The 17,422-nt window shown below is 69.2% G+C and carries 18 protein-coding genes; 11 read left to right on the plus strand and 7 right to left on the minus strand.

Going from position 1 to position 17,422, the window contains the following annotated elements; all coding sequences use genetic code 11:
* Positions 1-30 precede the first annotated feature (30 nt).
* From NRB56_RS24800 to NRB56_RS24830, 7 genes are all read left to right on the plus strand, one after another.
* On the plus strand, positions 31-783 hold the full coding sequence (locus tag NRB56_RS24800) for a (Fe-S)-binding protein (protein ID WP_153346245.1): 753 nt from the start codon (positions 31-33) through the stop codon (positions 781-783).
* Positions 780-2,261 (plus strand): lactate utilization protein B, encoded by a 1,482-nt coding sequence (locus NRB56_RS24805; RefSeq protein ID WP_319943485.1) that lies wholly within the window; start codon positions 780-782, stop codon positions 2,259-2,261. The genes NRB56_RS24800 and NRB56_RS24805 overlap by 4 nt, the downstream gene beginning before the upstream one ends.
* 196 nt (positions 2,262-2,457) lie before the next feature.
* Positions 2,458-3,081: a LutC/YkgG family protein gene (locus NRB56_RS24810; protein ID WP_153346247.1), complete on the plus strand. Its 624-nt coding sequence runs from the start codon at positions 2,458-2,460 to the stop codon at positions 3,079-3,081.
* A 119-nt stretch (positions 3,082-3,200) separates the two neighbouring features.
* On the plus strand, positions 3,201-3,842 hold the full coding sequence (locus NRB56_RS24815) for a TetR/AcrR family transcriptional regulator (protein ID WP_319943486.1): 642 nt from the start codon (positions 3,201-3,203) through the stop codon (positions 3,840-3,842).
* A 133-nt stretch (positions 3,843-3,975) separates the two neighbouring features.
* A complete protein-coding gene (locus NRB56_RS24820; protein WP_153346249.1) occupies positions 3,976-4,740 on the plus strand; it encodes an SDR family oxidoreductase in 765 nt (254 codons plus the stop codon).
* On the plus strand, positions 4,741-5,922 hold the full coding sequence (locus NRB56_RS24825) for an acyl-CoA dehydrogenase family protein (RefSeq protein ID WP_153346251.1): 1,182 nt from the start codon (positions 4,741-4,743) through the stop codon (positions 5,920-5,922).
* Positions 5,923-6,040: 118 nt separating this feature from the next.
* Positions 6,041-7,147, plus strand: a complete 1,107-nt coding sequence (locus tag NRB56_RS24830) for an acyl-CoA dehydrogenase family protein (protein WP_153346253.1) — start codon at positions 6,041-6,043, stop codon at positions 7,145-7,147.
* A gap of 60 nt (positions 7,148-7,207) precedes the next feature.
* Here the strand turns inward: NRB56_RS24830 and NRB56_RS24835 are convergent, their stop codons facing one another.
* The 4 genes from NRB56_RS24835 to NRB56_RS24850 form a co-directional block, all read right to left on the minus strand.
* Complete coding sequence (locus tag NRB56_RS24835; RefSeq protein WP_319943487.1) at positions 7,208-8,023, minus strand: acyl-CoA thioesterase domain-containing protein; 816 nt, start codon at positions 8,021-8,023, stop codon at positions 7,208-7,210.
* Positions 8,024-8,134: 111 nt separating this feature from the next.
* Positions 8,135-9,202, minus strand: a complete 1,068-nt coding sequence (locus tag NRB56_RS24840) for a phosphotransferase family protein (RefSeq protein ID WP_153346255.1) — start codon at positions 9,200-9,202, stop codon at positions 8,135-8,137.
* Positions 9,203-9,213: 11 nt separating this feature from the next.
* A complete protein-coding gene (locus NRB56_RS24845) occupies positions 9,214-10,452 on the minus strand; it encodes an acyl-CoA dehydrogenase family protein (RefSeq protein ID WP_153346257.1) in 1,239 nt (412 codons plus the stop codon).
* A gap of 18 nt (positions 10,453-10,470) precedes the next feature.
* Complete coding sequence (locus tag NRB56_RS24850) at positions 10,471-11,283, minus strand: SDR family oxidoreductase (protein ID WP_153346259.1); 813 nt, start codon at positions 11,281-11,283, stop codon at positions 10,471-10,473.
* A gap of 231 nt (positions 11,284-11,514) precedes the next feature.
* On the opposite strand from NRB56_RS24850, the gene NRB56_RS24855 reads away from it, so the two are divergent.
* A complete protein-coding gene (locus tag NRB56_RS24855) occupies positions 11,515-13,260 on the plus strand; it encodes an MFS transporter (RefSeq protein WP_153346261.1) in 1,746 nt (581 codons plus the stop codon).
* A 24-nt stretch (positions 13,261-13,284) separates the two neighbouring features.
* On the opposite strand, the gene NRB56_RS24860 is transcribed toward NRB56_RS24855, so the two are convergent.
* The 3 genes from NRB56_RS24860 to NRB56_RS24870 form a co-directional block, all read right to left on the minus strand.
* Entirely contained in the window at positions 13,285-13,827 is a 543-nt protein-coding gene (locus tag NRB56_RS24860; RefSeq protein ID WP_153346263.1) for a DUF308 domain-containing protein, read from the minus strand.
* Between the two features lie 164 nt (positions 13,828-13,991).
* Positions 13,992-14,279, minus strand: a complete 288-nt coding sequence (locus tag NRB56_RS24865) for a hypothetical protein (protein ID WP_153346265.1) — start codon at positions 14,277-14,279, stop codon at positions 13,992-13,994.
* A gap of 106 nt (positions 14,280-14,385) precedes the next feature.
* Positions 14,386-15,060, minus strand: a complete 675-nt coding sequence (locus NRB56_RS24870; RefSeq protein ID WP_194290978.1) for an MspA family porin — start codon at positions 15,058-15,060, stop codon at positions 14,386-14,388.
* A gap of 328 nt (positions 15,061-15,388) precedes the next feature.
* Between NRB56_RS24870 and NRB56_RS24875 the strand changes: the two genes are divergently transcribed.
* The 3 genes from NRB56_RS24875 (at position 15,389) to NRB56_RS24885 (ending at position 17,187) form a co-directional block, all read left to right on the plus strand.
* Positions 15,389-15,709 (plus strand): hypothetical protein, encoded by a 321-nt coding sequence (locus tag NRB56_RS24875; protein WP_153346269.1) that lies wholly within the window; start codon positions 15,389-15,391, stop codon positions 15,707-15,709.
* Positions 15,709-16,290 carry a carboxymuconolactone decarboxylase family protein gene (locus NRB56_RS24880; RefSeq protein ID WP_153346271.1) on the plus strand — a complete coding sequence of 194 codons (582 nt, stop codon included), beginning with the start codon at positions 15,709-15,711 and terminating at the stop codon, positions 16,288-16,290. The genes NRB56_RS24875 and NRB56_RS24880 overlap by 1 nt, the downstream gene beginning before the upstream one ends.
* A gap of 273 nt (positions 16,291-16,563) precedes the next feature.
* Positions 16,564-17,187 (plus strand): hypothetical protein, encoded by a 624-nt coding sequence (locus tag NRB56_RS24885; RefSeq protein WP_153346273.1) that lies wholly within the window; start codon positions 16,564-16,566, stop codon positions 17,185-17,187.
* Positions 17,188-17,422: the final 235 nt, after the last annotated feature.

The raw sequence follows: 17,422 nt of genomic DNA on the forward strand, positions 1-17,422 counted from the left end.
TCGGACCACATCCGATCGGCGGGAGAGTCCATGCGCATCGCCCTGTTCGCCACCTGTCTGGCGGACGCGCTGTTCCCGCAGGCGGCGACCGCGACGGTCCGCCTGCTGGAACGCCTCGGTCACGACGTGGTGTTCCTGGCCGGGCAGACCTGCTGCGGTCAGATGCACGTCAACACCGGCTATCTCGCGGAGGCCGTGCCGCTGGTCCGCAACCATGTGGCGGCGTTCGAGGGCGAATCCTGGGATGCGGCGGTGGCGCCCTCCGGCTCGTGCGTGGGCTCGGTGCGGCATCAGCACGCGATGGTGGCCCGCCGCGCCGGCGACGACGGTCTGGCCGCGCGGGCCGCGGCGATCGCGGCGCGGACCTACGAACTGTCGGAACTGCTGGTCGACGTGCTCGGCGTCACCGATGTCGGCGCGTACTACCCGCACCGGGTCACCTATCACCCCACCTGTCATTCGCTGCGGATGCTGCGGGTCGGTGACAAACCGCTGCGCCTGCTGCGGGCGGTGCGCGGCCTGACGCTGCTGGAACTGCCCGCGGCGGAATCGTGTTGCGGTTTCGGCGGCACCTTCGCGCTGAAGAATTCCGACGTCTCCACCGCGATGCTTGCCGACAAGATGAGCACGGTGCAGCGCAGCGGCGCCGAGGTCTGCACCGCCGGCGACTCCTCCTGCCTGATGCACATCGGCGGTGGACTGTCCCGGCTGCGCAGCGGAATCCGCACCGTCCACCTCGCCGAGATCCTCGCGGCGACGGAACAGGAGGTCGCCCGGTCGTGAAGAGCACTTTCCTCGGGACACCGGGTCCGCCGCCGGACGGCGGTAATCTGCGTGGCGCGCAGTCGTTCCCGGCGGCGGCCCGGAAAGCGCTGGGCGACAGCCAGTTGCGGGCCAATCTGGGTGCGGCCACGGCGACGATCCGCGCCAAGCGGTCCGCGGCGGTGGCCGAGGTCCCGGACTGGGAGCAGCTGCGCGCGGCCGGTAGCGCGCTGAAGGCGTCGGTGCTGCAACGACTTCCGGAGCTGCTGGAACAGTTCGAGGCCAACGTCACCGCGCGCGGCGGGACGGTGCACTGGGCGCGCGACGCCGCCGAGGCGAACCGCATCGCCACCGAGCTGATCCGGGCCACCGGCAGCACCGAGGTGGTGAAGGTGAAATCCATGGCGACCCAGGAGATCGGGCTCAACGAGCACCTGGCCGAACACGGGATCACCGCGTACGAAACCGATCTCGCCGAACTGATCGTGCAACTCGGACACGACACCCCGAGCCATTTCCTGGTGCCCGCCATCCACCGCAACCGGGCCGAGATCCGGGAGATCTTCCTCCGGGAGATGCCGGGTGTCGACCCGGCCGTCTCCGACGATCCGCGCGCCCTGGCGACCGCGGCCCGGACCTATCTGCGGCACAAGTTCCTCACCGCGAAGGTGGCGATCAGCGGCGCGAATTTCGGTGTGGCCGAGACGGGTACGCTCGCGGTCGTCGAATCCGAGGGCAACGGCCGGATGTGCCTGACGCTGCCGGAGACGCTGATCACGGTGCTGGGCATCGAGAAACTGGTTCCCACGTTCACCGACCTGGAGGTGTTCATGCAGCTGCTGCCACGCTCCTCCACGGCCGAGCGGATGAACCCCTACACCTCGATGTGGACCGGCGTGCATCCCGGCGACGGACCACAGCGGGTGCACGTGATCCTGCTCGACAACGGCCGCACCCGCGTCCTCGCCGACGAGACGGGACGCCCCGCGCTGCACTGCATCCGGTGCAGCGCCTGCCTGAACGTGTGCCCGGTGTACGAACGCGTCGGCGGCCACGCCTACGGCTCGGTGTATCCGGGCCCGATCGGCGCGATCCTCAGCCCCCAGCTCACCGGGGTCACCGGGCCGGACGACCCGAACGCGTCGCTGCCGTACGCCTCCACGTTGTGCGGCGCGTGCTTCGACGCCTGCCCCGTCCGCATCGACATCCCGAGCATCCTGGTCCATCTGCGCGCGAAGGACATCGACGCGCATCGGGGTGGCCTGCCCGGTCCTCAAGACCTCGCGATGAAGGCCGCGAGCGCGATGATGGCCTCGCCGTCGCGCTTCGCCGCCGCGGAACGCGCCACGAAACTCGCCCGCCTGCTGGGCCGGATGCGCGGCCGCATCACCACCCTGCCCTATCCGGGCTCGAAATGGACCACCAGCCGCGACCTCCCGCTGCCCCCGAAGGAGACCTTCCGGCAATGGTGGGCACGTACCCACGAGGAGCGAGAATGACGGCGGCACAGCGTATTCCGACATCGTATGCGGCGGGTTCCGGACGAGTCCGGGTGCCGTCACCGAGGGTTTCGACCAGGTCGCCCGGCATCGGCCGGGTCGCAGACCACGCACCCCGTATTCGTGCGGATCCGGGACTGCCACTCCGAGATCGCCGGGCGAAGCCCGCTTCGACCACTCGCGCCGGGAGCCGCTGATGGCCTCCGACGCCCGCGCGGAGATCCTCGCGCGCATCCACGCCGCGGGAAGTATTGCGCCCGTGCAGATTCCGCGTGACTATGAGCACGCCCCACGGTGCGGCCCGGGCGACGTGGCGCGATTCGCCGCCATGGTCGCCGACTACCGGGCGCAGGTCTACCGCACCACCGAATCCGGGATCGCCGACCTCGTGACCGGCCTCCTGTCGCCCGTTGCCACGGTCGTCGCCCCGGCCGACCTGCCCGAGAGCTGGCGTCCGCGAACCACGCTCGTGCTCGACGGCGATCCCCGCCCGCTGTCGGTGACCGAGCTGGACGCCGCCGACGCCGTCCTGACCGGCAGCCGCCTCGGCATCGCCGCCACCGGCACCATCGTCCTGGACGCCGGCCCGGCGCAGGGCCGCCGCGCCCTGACCCTGGTCCCGGACCGCCACATCTGCGTAGTGCGCGCCGCCGACATCGTCGACACCGTGCCGCAGGCGTTCCGCGCCCTCGACCCGACGCGCCCACTGACCTTCGTCAGCGGCCCGAGCGCCACCAGCGATATCGAACTGAACCGCGTCGAGGGCGTGCACGGCCCGCGCACCCTCGACGTGATCCTCGTCGATCCGGCATTCGGATAGCACTCGATGCCCGCACGATCCGGTCGTCGCGGGCGTAGCATCGCTGACCTGGTGATGTCATGGGGGCTTGTTGATATCCTCCGCACCGGCGAGGGTCGCCGGGGCCAGCGAGCGGGACGGTGAGTGCGCAAGAGGTGACCGAGGAGCAATCCGGGAAGCTGGTTCCCCGTAGCAAGCGGGGGATGCGCACGCGCGGTGCGCTGGTGACGGCGGCGCGTGAGGTGTTCGAGCGCGACGGTTATCTCGATGCCCGGATCAGCGACATCTCGAAGGCCGCGGGGGTGGCCGCCGGGTCGTTCTACACCTATTTCGACAGCAAGGAAGAGGTGTTCGCCGAGGTCGTCGAGCAGTTGCGGGAGGAGATGCTGCATCCGCACATCCGGCAGCGCTCCGGTGTCGACGATCCCCGGCTGCTGATCGAGGCCGCGAACCGTGAATATCTGCTCGCCTATCAGCGCAATCATCGGCTGATGGCGGTGCTGGAGCAGGTGGCGCAGGTCGACGAGCAGTTCCGGACCATCCGGTTCGATCGGGCCAAGGCGTTCGGCGAGCGCAATGCGGCGCTGATCCGGTCGCTGCAGGCCGCGGGGAGCGTGGAAGCCGATCTGGATCCGTGGGTGACCGCGCTGTCGCTGTCGACGATGACCAGCCGGATGGCCTACATGGTGTTCGTCCAGGGGGAGGGCATCGCGTTCGAGCGCCTGCTGACCGGGCTGAACCGGATCTGGTTCAACACGTTGGGGCTGAGTCCCGCCCGCTGAGCGCGTCCGGCTGCTACCACTGTGGTGGGCCGGTTGACGCGCGGCCCGCGCGGCGATGAACTTGACGTCGGGTTCGGATTTGGGGAGTCTGGTCGTGCGCGCGAGCGAACCACAGCGGGAAGGGCGGTATTCGATGGGTCGGACGTTGGGGCGATTCGAGGGGAAGACGGCGATCGTGACCGGCGCCAGCCGGGGCATCGGGCTGGCGATCGCGCAGCGGCTGGTCGACGAGGGCGCCCGGGTCTGCGTCACCGCGCGCAAGCCGGAGGCGCTGGACGAGGCGGTCGCCGAACTGGGTGGCCCGGAGCACGCGCTCGCGGTCGCGGGCCGCGCCGACGACCCCGACCATCGGGCCGAGGCGATCGAGCGCACGATCGCCGCCTTCGGTTCGCTCGACGTGCTGGTCAACAACGCCGGCATCAACCCGGTCTACGGGCCGCTGCTGGAACTGGACCTGGGGGCGGCCCGCAAGACCGTCGAGGTGAACTGCCTGTCCGCGATCTCCTGGGTGCAGGTCGCGCACAGGGCGTGGCAGGGCGAGCACGGCGGCGCGGTCGTCAACGTCGCCTCGGTCGCGGGCCTGAAACCCGCGCCCGGCATCGCCTTCTACGGCGCGACCAAGGCCATGCTGGTACACCTGACCCAGGAGCTGGCCGTGGAACTCGGGCCGAAGGTCCGGGTGAACGCCATCGCGCCGGCCGTGGTCAAGACCAAGTTCGCGACCGCGCTCTACGAGGGCCACGAGGACGAGGTGGCCCGTCATTATCCGTTGCGACGGCTCGGCGTGCCGGAGGACATCGGCAGCGTCGCGGCCTTCCTCGCCTCCGACGACGCGGCGTGGCTCACCGGCCAGGTCGTGGTCGTCGACGGCGGCGTGACCCTGACAGGTGGTGTGTGAATGACCGGTATCGACGAGATCGAGACCCGGGTCGCGAAGCTGCTCGCCGAGCACGATCCGGCGAGCACCGGGACCGTGGAATTCCTGCGGGCCCGATTCGACGCCGGGCTGGCCTGGGTGCATTTCCCGGTCGGTCTGGGCGGGCTGGGTCTGGCCCGCGAACTACAGAACCACGTGAACTCGCTGCTGGCCGCGGCCGGCGCGCCGGACACCGACGGCGGCCGCAACCCGATCGGCCTCGGCATGGCCGCGCCGACGATCCTGGCCTACGGCACCGAGGAGCAGCAGAAGCGTTATCTGCGACCGCTTTTCACCTGCGAGGAGATCTGGTGCCAGCTGTTCAGTGAGCCGGGCGCGGGCTCGGACCTGGCCGGCGTCGCCACCCGCGCGGTCCGCGACGGCGACGACTGGGTCGTCAACGGCCAGAAGGTGTGGACCTCCGGCGCGCAGAACGCGCGGTTCGCCATCCTGCTGGCCCGCTCGGATCCGGACGCGGTCAAGCACGCGGGCCTGAGCTACTTCCTCTGCGATATGACCGATCCCGGCGTCGACGTGCGGCCGCTGCGGCAGATCACCGGTGAGGCCGAGTTCAACGAGGTGTTCCTCACCGACGTGCGGATTCCCGACGCGAACCGGCTCGGTGCGGTCGGCCAGGGCTGGGAGGTGGCCAACGCGACGCTGATGAGCGAGCGGGTCGCCATCGGCGGCATCGCGATTCCCCGCGAGGGCGGCATGATCGGCCCGGTCTCTCGTACCTGGCGCGAGCGTCCCGAACTGCGCGACCCGGAACTGCATGTGCGCCTGCTGAATTTGTGGGTCGAGGCGGAGGTCGCGCGGCTGACCGGCGCCCGGCTGCGGCAGAAGCTGGCCGCGGGCCGCCCCGGGCCCGAGGGCTCGGCGCTGAAGCTGACCTTCGCCCGGCTGGCCCAGCAGCTCAGCGGCCTGGAACTGGAACTGCTCGGCGAGGACGGGCTGCGCTACGGCGACTGGACGCTGCGGCGGCCGGAGAAGGTCGACATGATCGGCCGCGACGCCGGATACCGCTATCTGCGCGCGAAGGGCAACTCGATCGAGGGCGGCACCTCGGAGGTGCTGCGCAACATCGTCGGCGAGCGCGTACTGGGCCTGCCCCCGGAACCGCGCGGCGACAAGGGGATCCCGTGGAAGGATCTGCCCCGATGAGCCGAGTATCCGTTGGCGGACAGCCGATTTCGCGGAACTTCCGCCGCGGTGCGCCGATGGTCCCCGCGCGCAACGCAACCGCCGGCGGGCACATGATGTCGTGGAAGGAGTCGGGCCGATGAGCACAGTCCCGCCGGGTGCGGATGTGGATCTGCTGTACACCGATGTCGAGGAGGCGTTGCGCGCCTCGGTGCGATCGGTGTTGTCGCGCAAGCTGTCCGCGCCGCAGGTGGCGGCGCTGTACGACGGCGCCGAGGCGGATCCCGGTCTGTGGCGGACACTCTCGGCGGAGGTGGGCCTCGCCGGTCTGCTCGTGCCGGAGGATCTCGGCGGCGCCGGGGCGACCGCCCGCGAGGCCGCGGTGGTGCTGGAGGAACTGGGCGCCGCGGTCGCGCCGGTGCCGTTCCTGACCAGTTCGGTGGTCGCGGTGACCGCCCTGCTCGCCGCCGGGGCCCGGGATCTCGCCGCCGAGGTCGCGGACGGCACGATCGCCGCGCTGGCGACGCCGCTGCCGGCCACCACGATCGCGCCCACCGTCACCGCTGCCGCGGACGGCCGCCTCACCGGCGAGATCCGTTCCGTCGCAGGCGCACTCGGCGCGGGCGTGCTGCTCGTCCCGGCCACCGGCGCGGACGGGCCGCGGCTGTACGCCGTCCCGGCCGACCGGGCGCGGATCGCGCCGGTGGTGTCGCTCGACATGTCCCGGCCGATCGCGGATCTCACGTTCGCCGGCGCCGAGGGCACGCTGCTCGCCGAGGGCGACGCCGCCCGGGACGCGGTGGAGCGCGCGCTGGAAACCGGTGCGGCGCTGCTGGCTTCGGAGCAGGTCGGCGTCGCGCAGTGGTGCCTGGACGCCACGGTCGAATATCTCAAGGTGCGCAAGCAGTTCGGCCGGGTCGTGGGCGGTTTCCAGGCCGTCAAGCACCGGCTGGCCGATGTGTTCGTCCGGGTCGAATCCGCCCGTGCCGCAGCGCGTTACGCCGCCGCGACGCTCGCGGAGCAGGATCCGGACAGTTCGGTCGCGGCGGCGCTGGCCCAGGCGTACTGCTCCGACACCGCGGTGCTCGCCGCGGAGGAGGCCGTCCAGTTGCACGGCGGTATCGGGATGACCTGGGAGCATCCGGCGCACCTGTATCTCAAGCGGGCCAAGGCCGATCAGATCGCCTACGGCACCGCGGCGGCGCACCACGCACGGCTGGCGGGGCTGGTCGATCTACCGGCCTGACCCGGGAACGCGTCGGCCGCATCCGGATCCGCGTGCTCATCGATGAGGGTGAGCACGCGGTCAGGGTGCGGCCTTCGGATGCTTGCCGGTGGTGCGTGTGTTGGCCAGAGCCGTGGTGGTGCAGTGGCCGATGGCGCCCGCGATGTCGTAGACCGTGGCGTGGCCGACGGCGATGCCGTCCTCGCTGATGTGGCCGCCGGATTCCAGGCCGACCACATCTGTCATGGGCAGCCGGCTCAGCAGCAGGGTGTAGTCGGCGTTGATGAATTCCAGTTTCTTCGCGGCATGTGTCATCGGGCTGGCGGCATCGGCGGCCAGTGCGGCGCGGACGAAGGGTGACAGCGACTCCCCGGCAACCAACGGGGAGAATTCGTGCACCCAGATCCGGCGGCGCAGCGTGCCGCTGTCGCCCCAGTAGTGGATGGGGTTGTTCTCCGCATCGAACATCTGGATCGGGAATTCGGGTTTCATGGTGTCCGGCAACTGATCCGGCGGCGGCGCATTCCACTCGGGCACGTTCGGCACGAAACCGGTCGGTTGCTCCCCGCGGCGCAGCAGCACCGCGGAGGCGCGGGCGACCGGGCCGACGGACGAGTGCAGCACCGCGTCGGCCACCCGGATGCGGCGGCCCTCCCGCACCCGCTCGGTCGTGGCCCGCAGCGGCTCCATCGGCGCGTTGCGGAACATGTCGACGGTCAGGCGCGCGAAGTGCAGATCCTCGCCGGAATGCGCCCGCTCCAGCGCTCGGGCGAGCAGTCCCGCGAGCAGCCGGCCGTGCAGCATGCCCGGCGTCCACCAGCTGCGCGCATGCGGCGCCGGTAGCAGCGCGCCGTCCTTCTCGGTGAAGTACGGCTCGGAATGCTCGGTCTGCGCCACGGGAATCCTCCTGCGATGATTACCCTTTCAGGTTACAATCCGGCAACTTGCGGAACAGTAACCCAACAAGTGCTTGTTCTCACACTATCGCCGCCCGCCGGCACCGCCGGCTCAGATTCCCGCGTCGGCGGCGACCCGATCGGCGAGGCCGATGAGCTCGTCCACCAGATCGGTGGTCGGCGTGCCGGACTGGGCCCGGTTGCGCGGATTGTCCAGGGCGCGGCGCAGGACGCCCTCGGCGATGATGCCCAGCTTCCACAGGCCCAGGGAATGCCAGAACGCCAACGCCTTCCGGTCGCGGCCGGTGATCTCGAGGTATCGGTCGATCAGTTCCTCGCGCGGCGGGAAGCCCGGCAGCAGGCACAGATCCACGCCCGGGATCGAGGGTTCGCCGGGCCGCGGCCAGTAGGCGAGCAGGCTGCCGACGTCGGCGAGCGGGTCGCCGAGTGTGCACAACTCCCAGTCCAGTACGGCCGTGAGCTCACCGGTGTCCGGCGAGACGATCACGTTGCGCAGGTTGTAATCGCCGTGCACCAGCGACAATTCGCGTTGTTCGGGGACCGCCGCGCGCAGCCGCGCGGTGAGCCGGTCGAGTACCGGCAGATCCCGGGTCTTCGACTTCTCCCATTGCGCGGGCCAGCGTTTGAGTTGCCGTGCGGCATAGGAGGAATGACTGGCCAGGGTGTCGAGTCCGGTGGCGGTCAGGTCGACCGCGTGGATGCGGGCCAGCGTGCCGATCAGGGACGTGCCGACGGCGTGCCGCAGTGCGGGGGTCAGTTGTTCCGCCGGTGCGGGCCGGTCGAGTACCAGGCCGTCCACGCATTCCATCAGCACCAGCGCCACCTCGCCCTCGTGCCGTACGTCGTGGATCCGCGGCACCGGCACGTCGGTGGGGGCCAGCGCCGCCATCACGCGGGCCTCGCGGGCCACGTCGTGCGCCGAGGCCAGCAGGTGACCCAGCGGGGGACGGCGCAGAATCCATTGCCGCCCTTGGGCATCGGTGATCCGGAAGGTCAGGTTGGATTGGCCGACCCCGACCCGGACGGCCTGCACCGGAGCGGTGCACGCCAGGCCGAGCGTGTCCAGCCAGGCGCTGAATTCCGCCTGATCGATCTCGAATCCCGTGTCGCCGGGACGGATCACGGCCGGCGATTCGGTCACCGGGTTGTCGGACGGCATACGCATACTCCTCAGGCGCCCGCACCCGCCGGCGCGGCCTTGGCTCGCACCTTACCGAGTTCGGCGCGCGCGATGGAGCGCTTGTGCACTTCGTCCGGGCCGTCGGCCAGCCGCAGCGTGCGCAGGTGCGCGTACATGCTGGCCAGCGGGAAGTCCTCGGTGACGCCGGCGCCGCCGTACACCTGGATGGCGCGATCGACGATGCGCAGCGCCATGTTCGGCGCGGCGACCTTGATCGCGGCGATCTCCACCTGGGCGGCCTTGTTGCCGACGGTGTCCATCATCCACGCGGCCTTCAGGGTCAGCAGCCGGGCCTGTTCGATATCGATGCGGGCCTCCGCGATCCAGTCCTGGATGTTGGCGCGGTCACTGATCTTCTGCCCGAACGTGGTTCGGGATTCGGCTCGCGCGCACAGCAATTCGAGGGCGCGTTCGGCCATGCCGATGGCGCGCATGCAGTGGTGGATGCGGCCGGGGCCGAGCCGGGCCTGGCTGATCGCGAAACCCTCGCCCTCGCCCTTCAGCACGTCTTCGACCGGTACCCGCACGTCCTCGAAGGTGATCTCCGCGTGGCCCTCGCGATCGCGGTAACCGAACACCGGCAGGTTCCGCACCACGGTGACGCCGGGGGCGTCGATCGGTACCACCATCATCGACTGCTGCCGGTGCTTCGGGGCGTCCGGATCGGTCTTGCCCATCACGATGAGCACCCTGCAGTTCTTGTGCATCGCGTTGGACGCGAACCACTTCCGGCCGTTGAGCACGTAGTGGTCGCCGTCGCGGCGCATGCGCATCTCGATGTTGGTGGCATCGGAGCTGGCGACGCCCGGCTCGGTCATCGCGAACGCCGAGCGGATCTCGCCCTCCAGCAGCGGCTGCAGCCAGCGCTCGTGATGGGCCGCGGTGCCGAAGAGGGTGAACACCTCCATGTTGCCGGTGTCGGGGGCGGCGCAGTTGCACGCCTCCGGGGCCAGTGCCGGACTGTGGCCCATGATCTCGGCCAGCGGCGCGTACTCCAGATTGGACAGGCCCGGACCCCACTGCGGATGCGGGTGGAAGAGGTTCCACAGGCCGCGGCGGCGGGCCTCGGCCTTGAGATCCTCGAGGATGCGCGGGTGGTGGTGCGGGTCGCCGGAGGCGGCCATCTGCTCCTCGTAGACCGGCTCGGCCGGGTACACCTGCTCGTCCATGAAGGCCAGCAGTTCGTGCTGGTACTTCAGCGAGCGATCGGACGGCGTGAAGATGTCCATCGAAAGGTCCTCTCCTGGTCAGGATTCCAGCGTGGTGCGGTAACGCTGCATACCGTGGATCCAGCGGTCGTGGTCGGATGTCTTGCGCCGCAGGAATTCCCCGACCTCGGGGTGGGGCAGGATCAGGAACCGCTCGTCCCCGACGGCCTCGATCACCAGATCGGCGACATCCAAGGGCTGCAAGACTTTTCCCGCCCCGGTGACCGCGCGGGCGGCCAGCCTGGTGTCGGCGGCCTCGTCGGCGCCGAAGCCGGTGAGCAGCGCGGTGTCCACGCCCATCGGGCACAGGCAGCTGACCCGGACGCCGCGGTCGCCGTAGGTGACCGCGAGCCATTCGGCGAAGCCGACCGCCGCGTGCTTGGAGGCGGAGTAGGTCGCGGACCCGATCTGGGTGAGCAGGCCGGCGGCGGAGGCGGTGCCGACGAAATATCCGCTGCCGCGCTCCAGCCACCCCGGCACCAGCAGCCGCGCGGCGCGGACGTGCGCCATCAGGTTGATGTTCAGCGCCTGTTCCCACTGCGCGTCGGTGGCCGCGAGACCCGGGCCGCCGCCCACACCGGCGTTCGCGAAGAACAGCTCGACCGGGCCCAGAGTCGTTGTCGCGGAGTCGATCAGCGCGATCAGGTCGGACTCGTCGGCGGCGTCGCCGGGCCGGCCGAGCACCCGGCCGGGGAACCGGTCCGCCAGGCCGGCGACGGTCGCGGCGAGCCGGTCGGCGGCGATGTCGCTCAGCGCGACCTTGCCGCCGTGCTCCAGCAGTCGTTGCGCGACGGCGGCGCCGATGCCGCCCGCCGCGCCGGTGACGACGGCGACGCTGTCGTTGATCCGCATCCCACGATCCTCTCTCGGCGGGTCCGTTCGAGCCCGGCCAAGTGTACTTGAATCCGATGTCAACTTCGGCGGTCCTACCCGGAAAGCCGTTCGGACCGGCCAGGTCGGCGAAAACTGAGACTTGACGCCGGATTCATGTTTGGTTACCTTTTGTGCTCTGAATCACATTCGGTGGTCAGTGGTATGGATCTGCGCAGATCTCGGTCGTGGCCGGTCCGTATCGCCGGCCCTTTGAGCGAGGTACCTGTGCTCGATCAGATCGCACCCACTCCGGATGCCGACCCCTCCGTCCACCGCCCCGCCGACTGGATCTGGCGACGCGCGCTTCCGCACTACCCGGACACCCTTCCCCGCTACACCTATCTGGCGATCACCGTGCTCGCCACCATCGTCCTGTACTACGAGTTGTACGTGCCGGGCGCTGTCGCGACCAAGATCATCGGTGATCTGGGATTCAGCTTCACCCAATTCGTGATGGTGTCGGTGGTCGGCAACCTGGTCGGCGCCTTCGGCTCGCTGACCGCCGGTCTCGCCGACCGCTGGGGCCGGGCGAATCTCGTCGTCTTCGGCCTGTTCATCACCGCGGCCATCGTGCTGTTCGGCCTGCCCAACGCGCACGGCATCGGGTGGTACTACGTGCTGTTCGCGCTGCTGAGCATCGTCGAGGGCATCATGCTGGTCGCCACCCCGGCGCTGATCCGGGACTTCTCACCCCAGCTGGGGCGGGCCTCGGCGATGAGCTTCTGGACCATGGGCCCGGTGCTCGGCAGTCTGGTGGTCACCGAGGTCTCCAGCCACACCCTGGACTCGCACACGGAGTGGCGCTTCCAGTTCTATGTCTGCGGCATCGTCGGATTCGTGGTCGCGGTGATCGCGTTCTTCGGATTGCGCGAACTGTCGCCGCGGCTGCGCGATCAGCTGATGGTCAGCATGCGGGACCGGGAGTTGATCGAGGCCCGCGCGAAGGGCCTGAATGTCGAAGAGGCCCTGCAGAATCAGTGGCGGAGGCTGCTGAAACTGGACATCCTCGGCCCGGCCTTCGGCGTCAGCATGTTCCTGTTCTTCTACTACATCGCCGTCGGGTTCTTCGTCATCTACTTCGTCACCGTCTTCGGTTACTCCGAGGCGCGGGCCAACGCGCTGGCCAACTGGTACTGGGTGGCGGACGCGGTCACGCTGCTGATCGCCGGCGTGCTGTCCGACAAGATCCGGGTGCGCAAGCCGTTCATGGTCATCGGCGCGGTGATCAATCTGGTCGCCACCGGGATCTTCGCGGCGCTGGCCACCCATCCGGGCACCACGTATTACCAGTTCGCCCTGGTGATGACGATCAGCGCGATCGGCCTGGGCCTGGCGTACTGCGCCTGGATGGCGGCCTTCACCGAGACCGTCGAGAAGCACAACCCCGCCGCCACGGCCACCGGTCTGGCGATCTGGGGCTGGATCGTGCGAATCGTGGTCACGGTGTCGCTGTTCGCGTTCACCTTCGTGGCGACGGCGGCCTCCACACTGGTCGACCAGGGGTCGCGGATCTCGGCGATCGTCGAGGAGTATCCGCAGCAGGTGGCCACCATCTCGGCGGTGTCGCCGCAGACCCTGGCCGCGCTGAAGGCGAATCCGACGGATGCGGCGGCCGGTGCGGCGGCGGTCCAGCAGCTGGTGAAGGCCGGCGTGGCCGCCGATCCGAGCAGTGCGGCGGCGCGGTTGCGGCAGCTGAGCACGAATCCGGTGCCGCCGGAGGATCTGGCCTATCTGGCCGAGCACAGCGCCGACGTCAAGAAGGCTCAACACGACAATCCGCGGCAGTGGCAGGTCTGGTGGTGGGTCTGCTTCGCGGCCGAGCTGCTGTTCGTGCCGTTCATCTTCGTGATGTCCGGCCGGTGGAGCCCGCGGCGCGCCCGCGAGGACGCCGAGCGGCACGAGCAACTCGTGCAACAGAGCCTGTCGGAACTGCACGGTGCGGACCCGGTGAAGTAGCCCGGATCGTCGAGGTGCCCCGGCTCAGCCCGCGCGCAGCGTGCGTCCGAAGGACACGTCGCGAAATCCCTGCAGCATCAGCCAGATGCTGAGCGGGACCGCCGGCGGCACCTCGACGGCCTCGGGCCGATACACCAATGCCAGCCCGGTGGCCAGGGCGATCGCCGCCGAGACGACCGCGACCACGAAACCGTCACCGGTGCGGGGATTCGTGGTCGTCACGGTGGCCGCCAGCCGGGTCAGGCCCACGACGACCAGGACCGCCCCGGCCAGCAACGCCAGCGGATCGGCGGTGAGATCCGGCCAGAGCGCGATCACCGCGGCCCCCGTGACGAGCTCCAGCCCGACCCCGAAACCACCTGCGCGACAACCGAATATCTCCAGAGCCCCGGCGGCGAGCAGCCCCGACGCGACGGCCGCCGCCGACGGTCCGGCCGGATCGCCGCCGCGGCTGAGCAACGCCACCCCGATCGTGGTGACGACCGACCCCAGACCCATGAACACCGCCCACCACCCGCGTCCGGCCACCAACGGCGGACCGCCCGGCTCGATCACCCGATGAACCACAGTCGTCTCCTTCCGGATCTGACGCACCGCAGCAGGCAAATTGTGAGCAAAAAGCGATTCGACCTGCACGATAACGCAGTCGACCGGCGGTGAGCCGGAGCTCACGGGCGGTGAGTCGTGCCGGACGGAGATTCCTGCCGCCGATCGACCCGGATCGGCGGCTGTCACCACGGAGGCGGCCTCCGGCTCGCCAGCAACCTCGTCGCCTCGTCCAGGCGGCGGTACTTCTCCGCGGTGTCGTAGCCGTCGTAGCGGTTGTCGCCCGGCGGAACATGCTCGAAGAGGTGGAGGTCGCAGTTTCTGATGTGCCAGCCGGCCGGCCCGGACGGCAAGCGGACCGTCACGACGGTCGGCGCGTCGGGTTCCTCCGGATCATGAACGCGCACACTGGGATAGAGGGCGGCGAGGTGCGCCACGAGGTGAGAGCGTTCCCGGTAGACGGAGTCGCACATGATTGTCGGTTCCTTCGTCGATGGTCGAATTCCGAGACCATCGTGACGGTTCCTCGCACGGTGCGACCGGCTGTTCATGAACCGCGAGTTTCTGCGTCTGCGGGTCTCAGAAGACGAACTGGTCGCTGTAAGCGGTGGTCTGCACCGTCCCCTGGGAGTTGCTCACGGTGGTGGTGACGAAGGGGACGGCCGAAACCGGGGTTACGCACTGCGCGACATTCAACGCGGAATTGTTGAACGTGATGTGGTACGGGAAGGTGGTCTTGTCGTCCAGATTGGCCGTCACCGACGTCGCGACGGTGACCTGGCCGGGCGCCAAGGTCACCATGAGGTCCTCGGTCAGGCCGAGGATCCCGACGACGGCGGGCCCGAGAGTGACGGTCGGTGCGGTCCCGTCGGCCGGGGTGTCGAACGTCGGGGCAAAACCGAGGCTCAACCCCTGATTGGGCTCGAGTCCGACCGGGAAGCCGTTCGCCAGATTGACCGCACACCCGAGGATGAACCCCGCGACCGCCTGACCGGACGTGATCCGGTCACCCGACACGGTCACCGAGTAGGTCCCGGACGTCTGCACAGCATGCGAGAAGGGCATCGGGTTCGGCGTCCGGTCACCGGGCGGGTTCACCCCGATGCTGTCCACCGCTGCCGTCAGATGGATTCCCGTACCGAATATCTCGGCCCCGGGTGCCTGGGCACGACCTGATCCGGGACCGGCCCCCACGCCCAGGACGAGCATGCTTGCCGCGGCCGGTGCCGCGACGACAACGAGCGCACGTCGCATACCTGATCCTGTCCTCGAAGCAAAGAGATGCTGGCTCGACACTAGGAACAGATCCATTCAGCTATCGACTGGCAATCATATGCGGGAATATGGCGGTCGGTTCCCAACGGAGAGGCGTGTCGGCCGAGCCCGTACGGCGAATTCGAGTGTGCGGGTGGAGAGCCGCAGCCGCGGTTCGTGCCCGGATTCGCGGCGGTGCGGATTGTCCGTTGCTGTCGGTGCCTGCGGGTACATTGCCCCCCTGAGAGTGCGTCCTACCCGGTCCGGGATGGTGGCCGGCCGGGGCAGGCGGAAACGGGTGACCGGGCTGGAGGGAGACGGAGGGCACATGTCTGATCCGGACGCGAAACGAGCAGCGCACCGAGCGTTGGTGGAGCAGGTCTTGCACGGGCCGGGTACGGCCTCGCCGGAGTTGCGTGCCGCGGCATTCGGCGACACGGCTCTCCCCGCGCCGATCGATGTGCTGATCGGCAAGGTCGTCACCGGCCCGGCGCTGATCACCGACGCGGATTTCGCCGCCGCCGCGGCCGCCGGTCACACGGAGGATCAGCTGTTCGAGCTGGTCGTGTGCGCGGCGGTCGGCCGCGCGACCCGGCTGTACGACGCGGGGCTGGCGGCCCTGGCCGCGGCGACCGGGGAGCGTCGCTGATGCGCCCCCGCGTACTCGATCACGGCTATCGCCGCGGCACGAAGCTGCTGTTCGCCATGGTCCGATTGTTCTCCGGCCATCCGATGCCGGACGCCGCCAAACTGGTCTTCTATCGGCCCGAGTTCTACGGCGAGCGCGCGAAGGCCTTCACCCACGAGGCGATGCGCGGCCCCTCCGACTGGTCGGTCGCCGACCGGGAGTTGATGGCGGCCTACGTGTCCACGGTGAACGACACCGCCTTCTGCGTCGGAGCCCATACGGCGACCGCGAGCCGCGCATACGGCGACAGTGCGAAAGTCGCAGCCGCACTGGCCGATCCGGATACGGCCCCCCTCGAGGAGGGCCTGCGCGCGACGCTCCGGATGCTCGGCACGCTGGTCCGGGAGGGAACGGTCACCGCCGACGACATGCGCGCGGTCCTGTCCACCGGCGTCACACCCCGCCAGATCGAGGACGCGCTCGCGGTCTGCGCCGCTTTCGACCTCACAGACCATCTCGCCGACGCCTTCGATTTCGAAGTGCTGGACGTCGAAGGCTTCGACGCCGGCGCGAAGTTCTTGCTGCGCCGGGGATATCGGTAGTGCTGCCGTAACCGAATGCCCGAATGCCGTGCGAGTGCATCACATTGAACGCTGCGGAAAACCCGGCTCGAATTCTCGTTATCGTAGGCGCTCCACAACGTACGGAAGGGTCGGTTCGATCAGCGGGGCGCGAAACCGGACGGATCGGACTCTGTGAACGAGCTTTCTCGTGCATTAGTAGGCATTTTGTGGTTGCGGTATTGCCAAACCTTCTGTGGCGGAGAATGATTGTCCCGTTTTGTATCCCGATCGAAACGGGGATGAGTCGTCCAGATGGTCGAATACCGAAAGCGTGGCGTGGTGCCCGTACTGATTCTGGTCCCGGCGGTTGCGGGTGTGTATCTGAGTACGAGTTGTGGATTGCCGGCACCGCCGGAGCGGACCGAATCGCAACCGACGCCGGTGGTCGCCACGATCGCGAGCACGGTGCCGCAGAACATGAGCACCACGTCCGCACCCGCTCCGACCACGACGCGGACCACGACGATTCCGGCACGAACCACGACGACTTCGGCGCAGGCCGAGGATGTGGATTTCGCGGCCGTGTGCGCGGATGCCGTCAACGGCACACGGGTGGACGACAGCGAATGCGACGACGCTGACGAGAACTTCCCCGGGGACGACGACAGCGCCCTGAATTATGCCGCCGCGGGCCTCGCGGGCGGAGTCGTGGGTGCGGCGATGTGGTACTACCTGTCGGTTCGGAATCACGTGGTGGCACCGGCGATCGGCGAGCGGGTTCGGAGTGGAGGTTATGCCACACCGATGTTGAACACGGCGGGGCGGATGCCGGTGATCTACCGGTTCGGCAGTGTCGATACCGGAGGCGGCATGCTCAGTTCGAGCAGTGTGCTGCGCGGCGGCCTCGGCTGGCACCCGCACAGCGGCCGCACGTGATTCATCGCCCTCGCGCGGAGGCAGACACTTCGCGCTGGACCGGTGTAGGCCGAGGTGAAAGTACTGTCTACCAGGGGTGTGCAGTCGGCGTCGGCGCGCTTCCCATCGCGGGCGGAAGACCGGAGGGCCGGCCGGGGCGATTCGTGCGGTGGAAGGAACGGTATGGCTTTCTAAACCGTCGGCAGAAACCAAGCGGTTGCTTGACAAGGTTCCTGAGCTGCACTGATCGTTGTGC

Origin of the sequence: Nocardia aurantia (genome assembly GCF_009604425.1) — a bacterium.
Taxonomy (GTDB): Bacteria; Actinomycetota; Actinomycetes; order Mycobacteriales; family Mycobacteriaceae; genus Nocardia; species Nocardia aurantia.

Excerpts from the sequence above, each read along its gene's own strand:
- NRB56_RS24800 (WP_153346245.1), top strand. The coding sequence starts at position 31 with ATGCGCATCGCCCTGTTCGCCACCTGTCTGGCGGACGCGCTGTTCCCG.
- NRB56_RS24810 (WP_153346247.1), top strand. The coding sequence starts at position 2,458 with ATGGCCTCCGACGCCCGCGCGGAGATCCTCGCGCGCATCCACGCCGCG.
- NRB56_RS24820 (WP_153346249.1), top strand. The coding sequence starts at position 3,976 with ATGGGTCGGACGTTGGGGCGATTCGAGGGGAAGACGGCGATCGTGACC.
- NRB56_RS24825 (WP_153346251.1), top strand. The coding sequence starts at position 4,741 with ATGACCGGTATCGACGAGATCGAGACCCGGGTCGCGAAGCTGCTCGCC.
- NRB56_RS24830 (WP_153346253.1), top strand. The coding sequence starts at position 6,041 with ATGAGCACAGTCCCGCCGGGTGCGGATGTGGATCTGCTGTACACCGAT.
- NRB56_RS24840 (WP_153346255.1), bottom strand. The coding sequence starts at position 9,202 with ATGCCGTCCGACAACCCGGTGACCGAATCGCCGGCCGTGATCCGTCCC.
- NRB56_RS24845 (WP_153346257.1), bottom strand. The coding sequence starts at position 10,452 with ATGGACATCTTCACGCCGTCCGATCGCTCGCTGAAGTACCAGCACGAA.
- NRB56_RS24850 (WP_153346259.1), bottom strand. The coding sequence starts at position 11,283 with ATGCGGATCAACGACAGCGTCGCCGTCGTCACCGGCGCGGCGGGCGGC.
- NRB56_RS24865 (WP_153346265.1), bottom strand. The coding sequence starts at position 14,279 with ATGTGCGACTCCGTCTACCGGGAACGCTCTCACCTCGTGGCGCACCTC.
- NRB56_RS24870 (WP_194290978.1), bottom strand. The coding sequence starts at position 15,060 with ATGCGACGTGCGCTCGTTGTCGTCGCGGCACCGGCCGCGGCAAGCATG.
- NRB56_RS24875 (WP_153346269.1), top strand. The coding sequence starts at position 15,389 with ATGTCTGATCCGGACGCGAAACGAGCAGCGCACCGAGCGTTGGTGGAG.
- NRB56_RS24880 (WP_153346271.1), top strand. The coding sequence starts at position 15,709 with ATGCGCCCCCGCGTACTCGATCACGGCTATCGCCGCGGCACGAAGCTG.
- NRB56_RS24885 (WP_153346273.1), top strand. The coding sequence starts at position 16,564 with ATGGTCGAATACCGAAAGCGTGGCGTGGTGCCCGTACTGATTCTGGTC.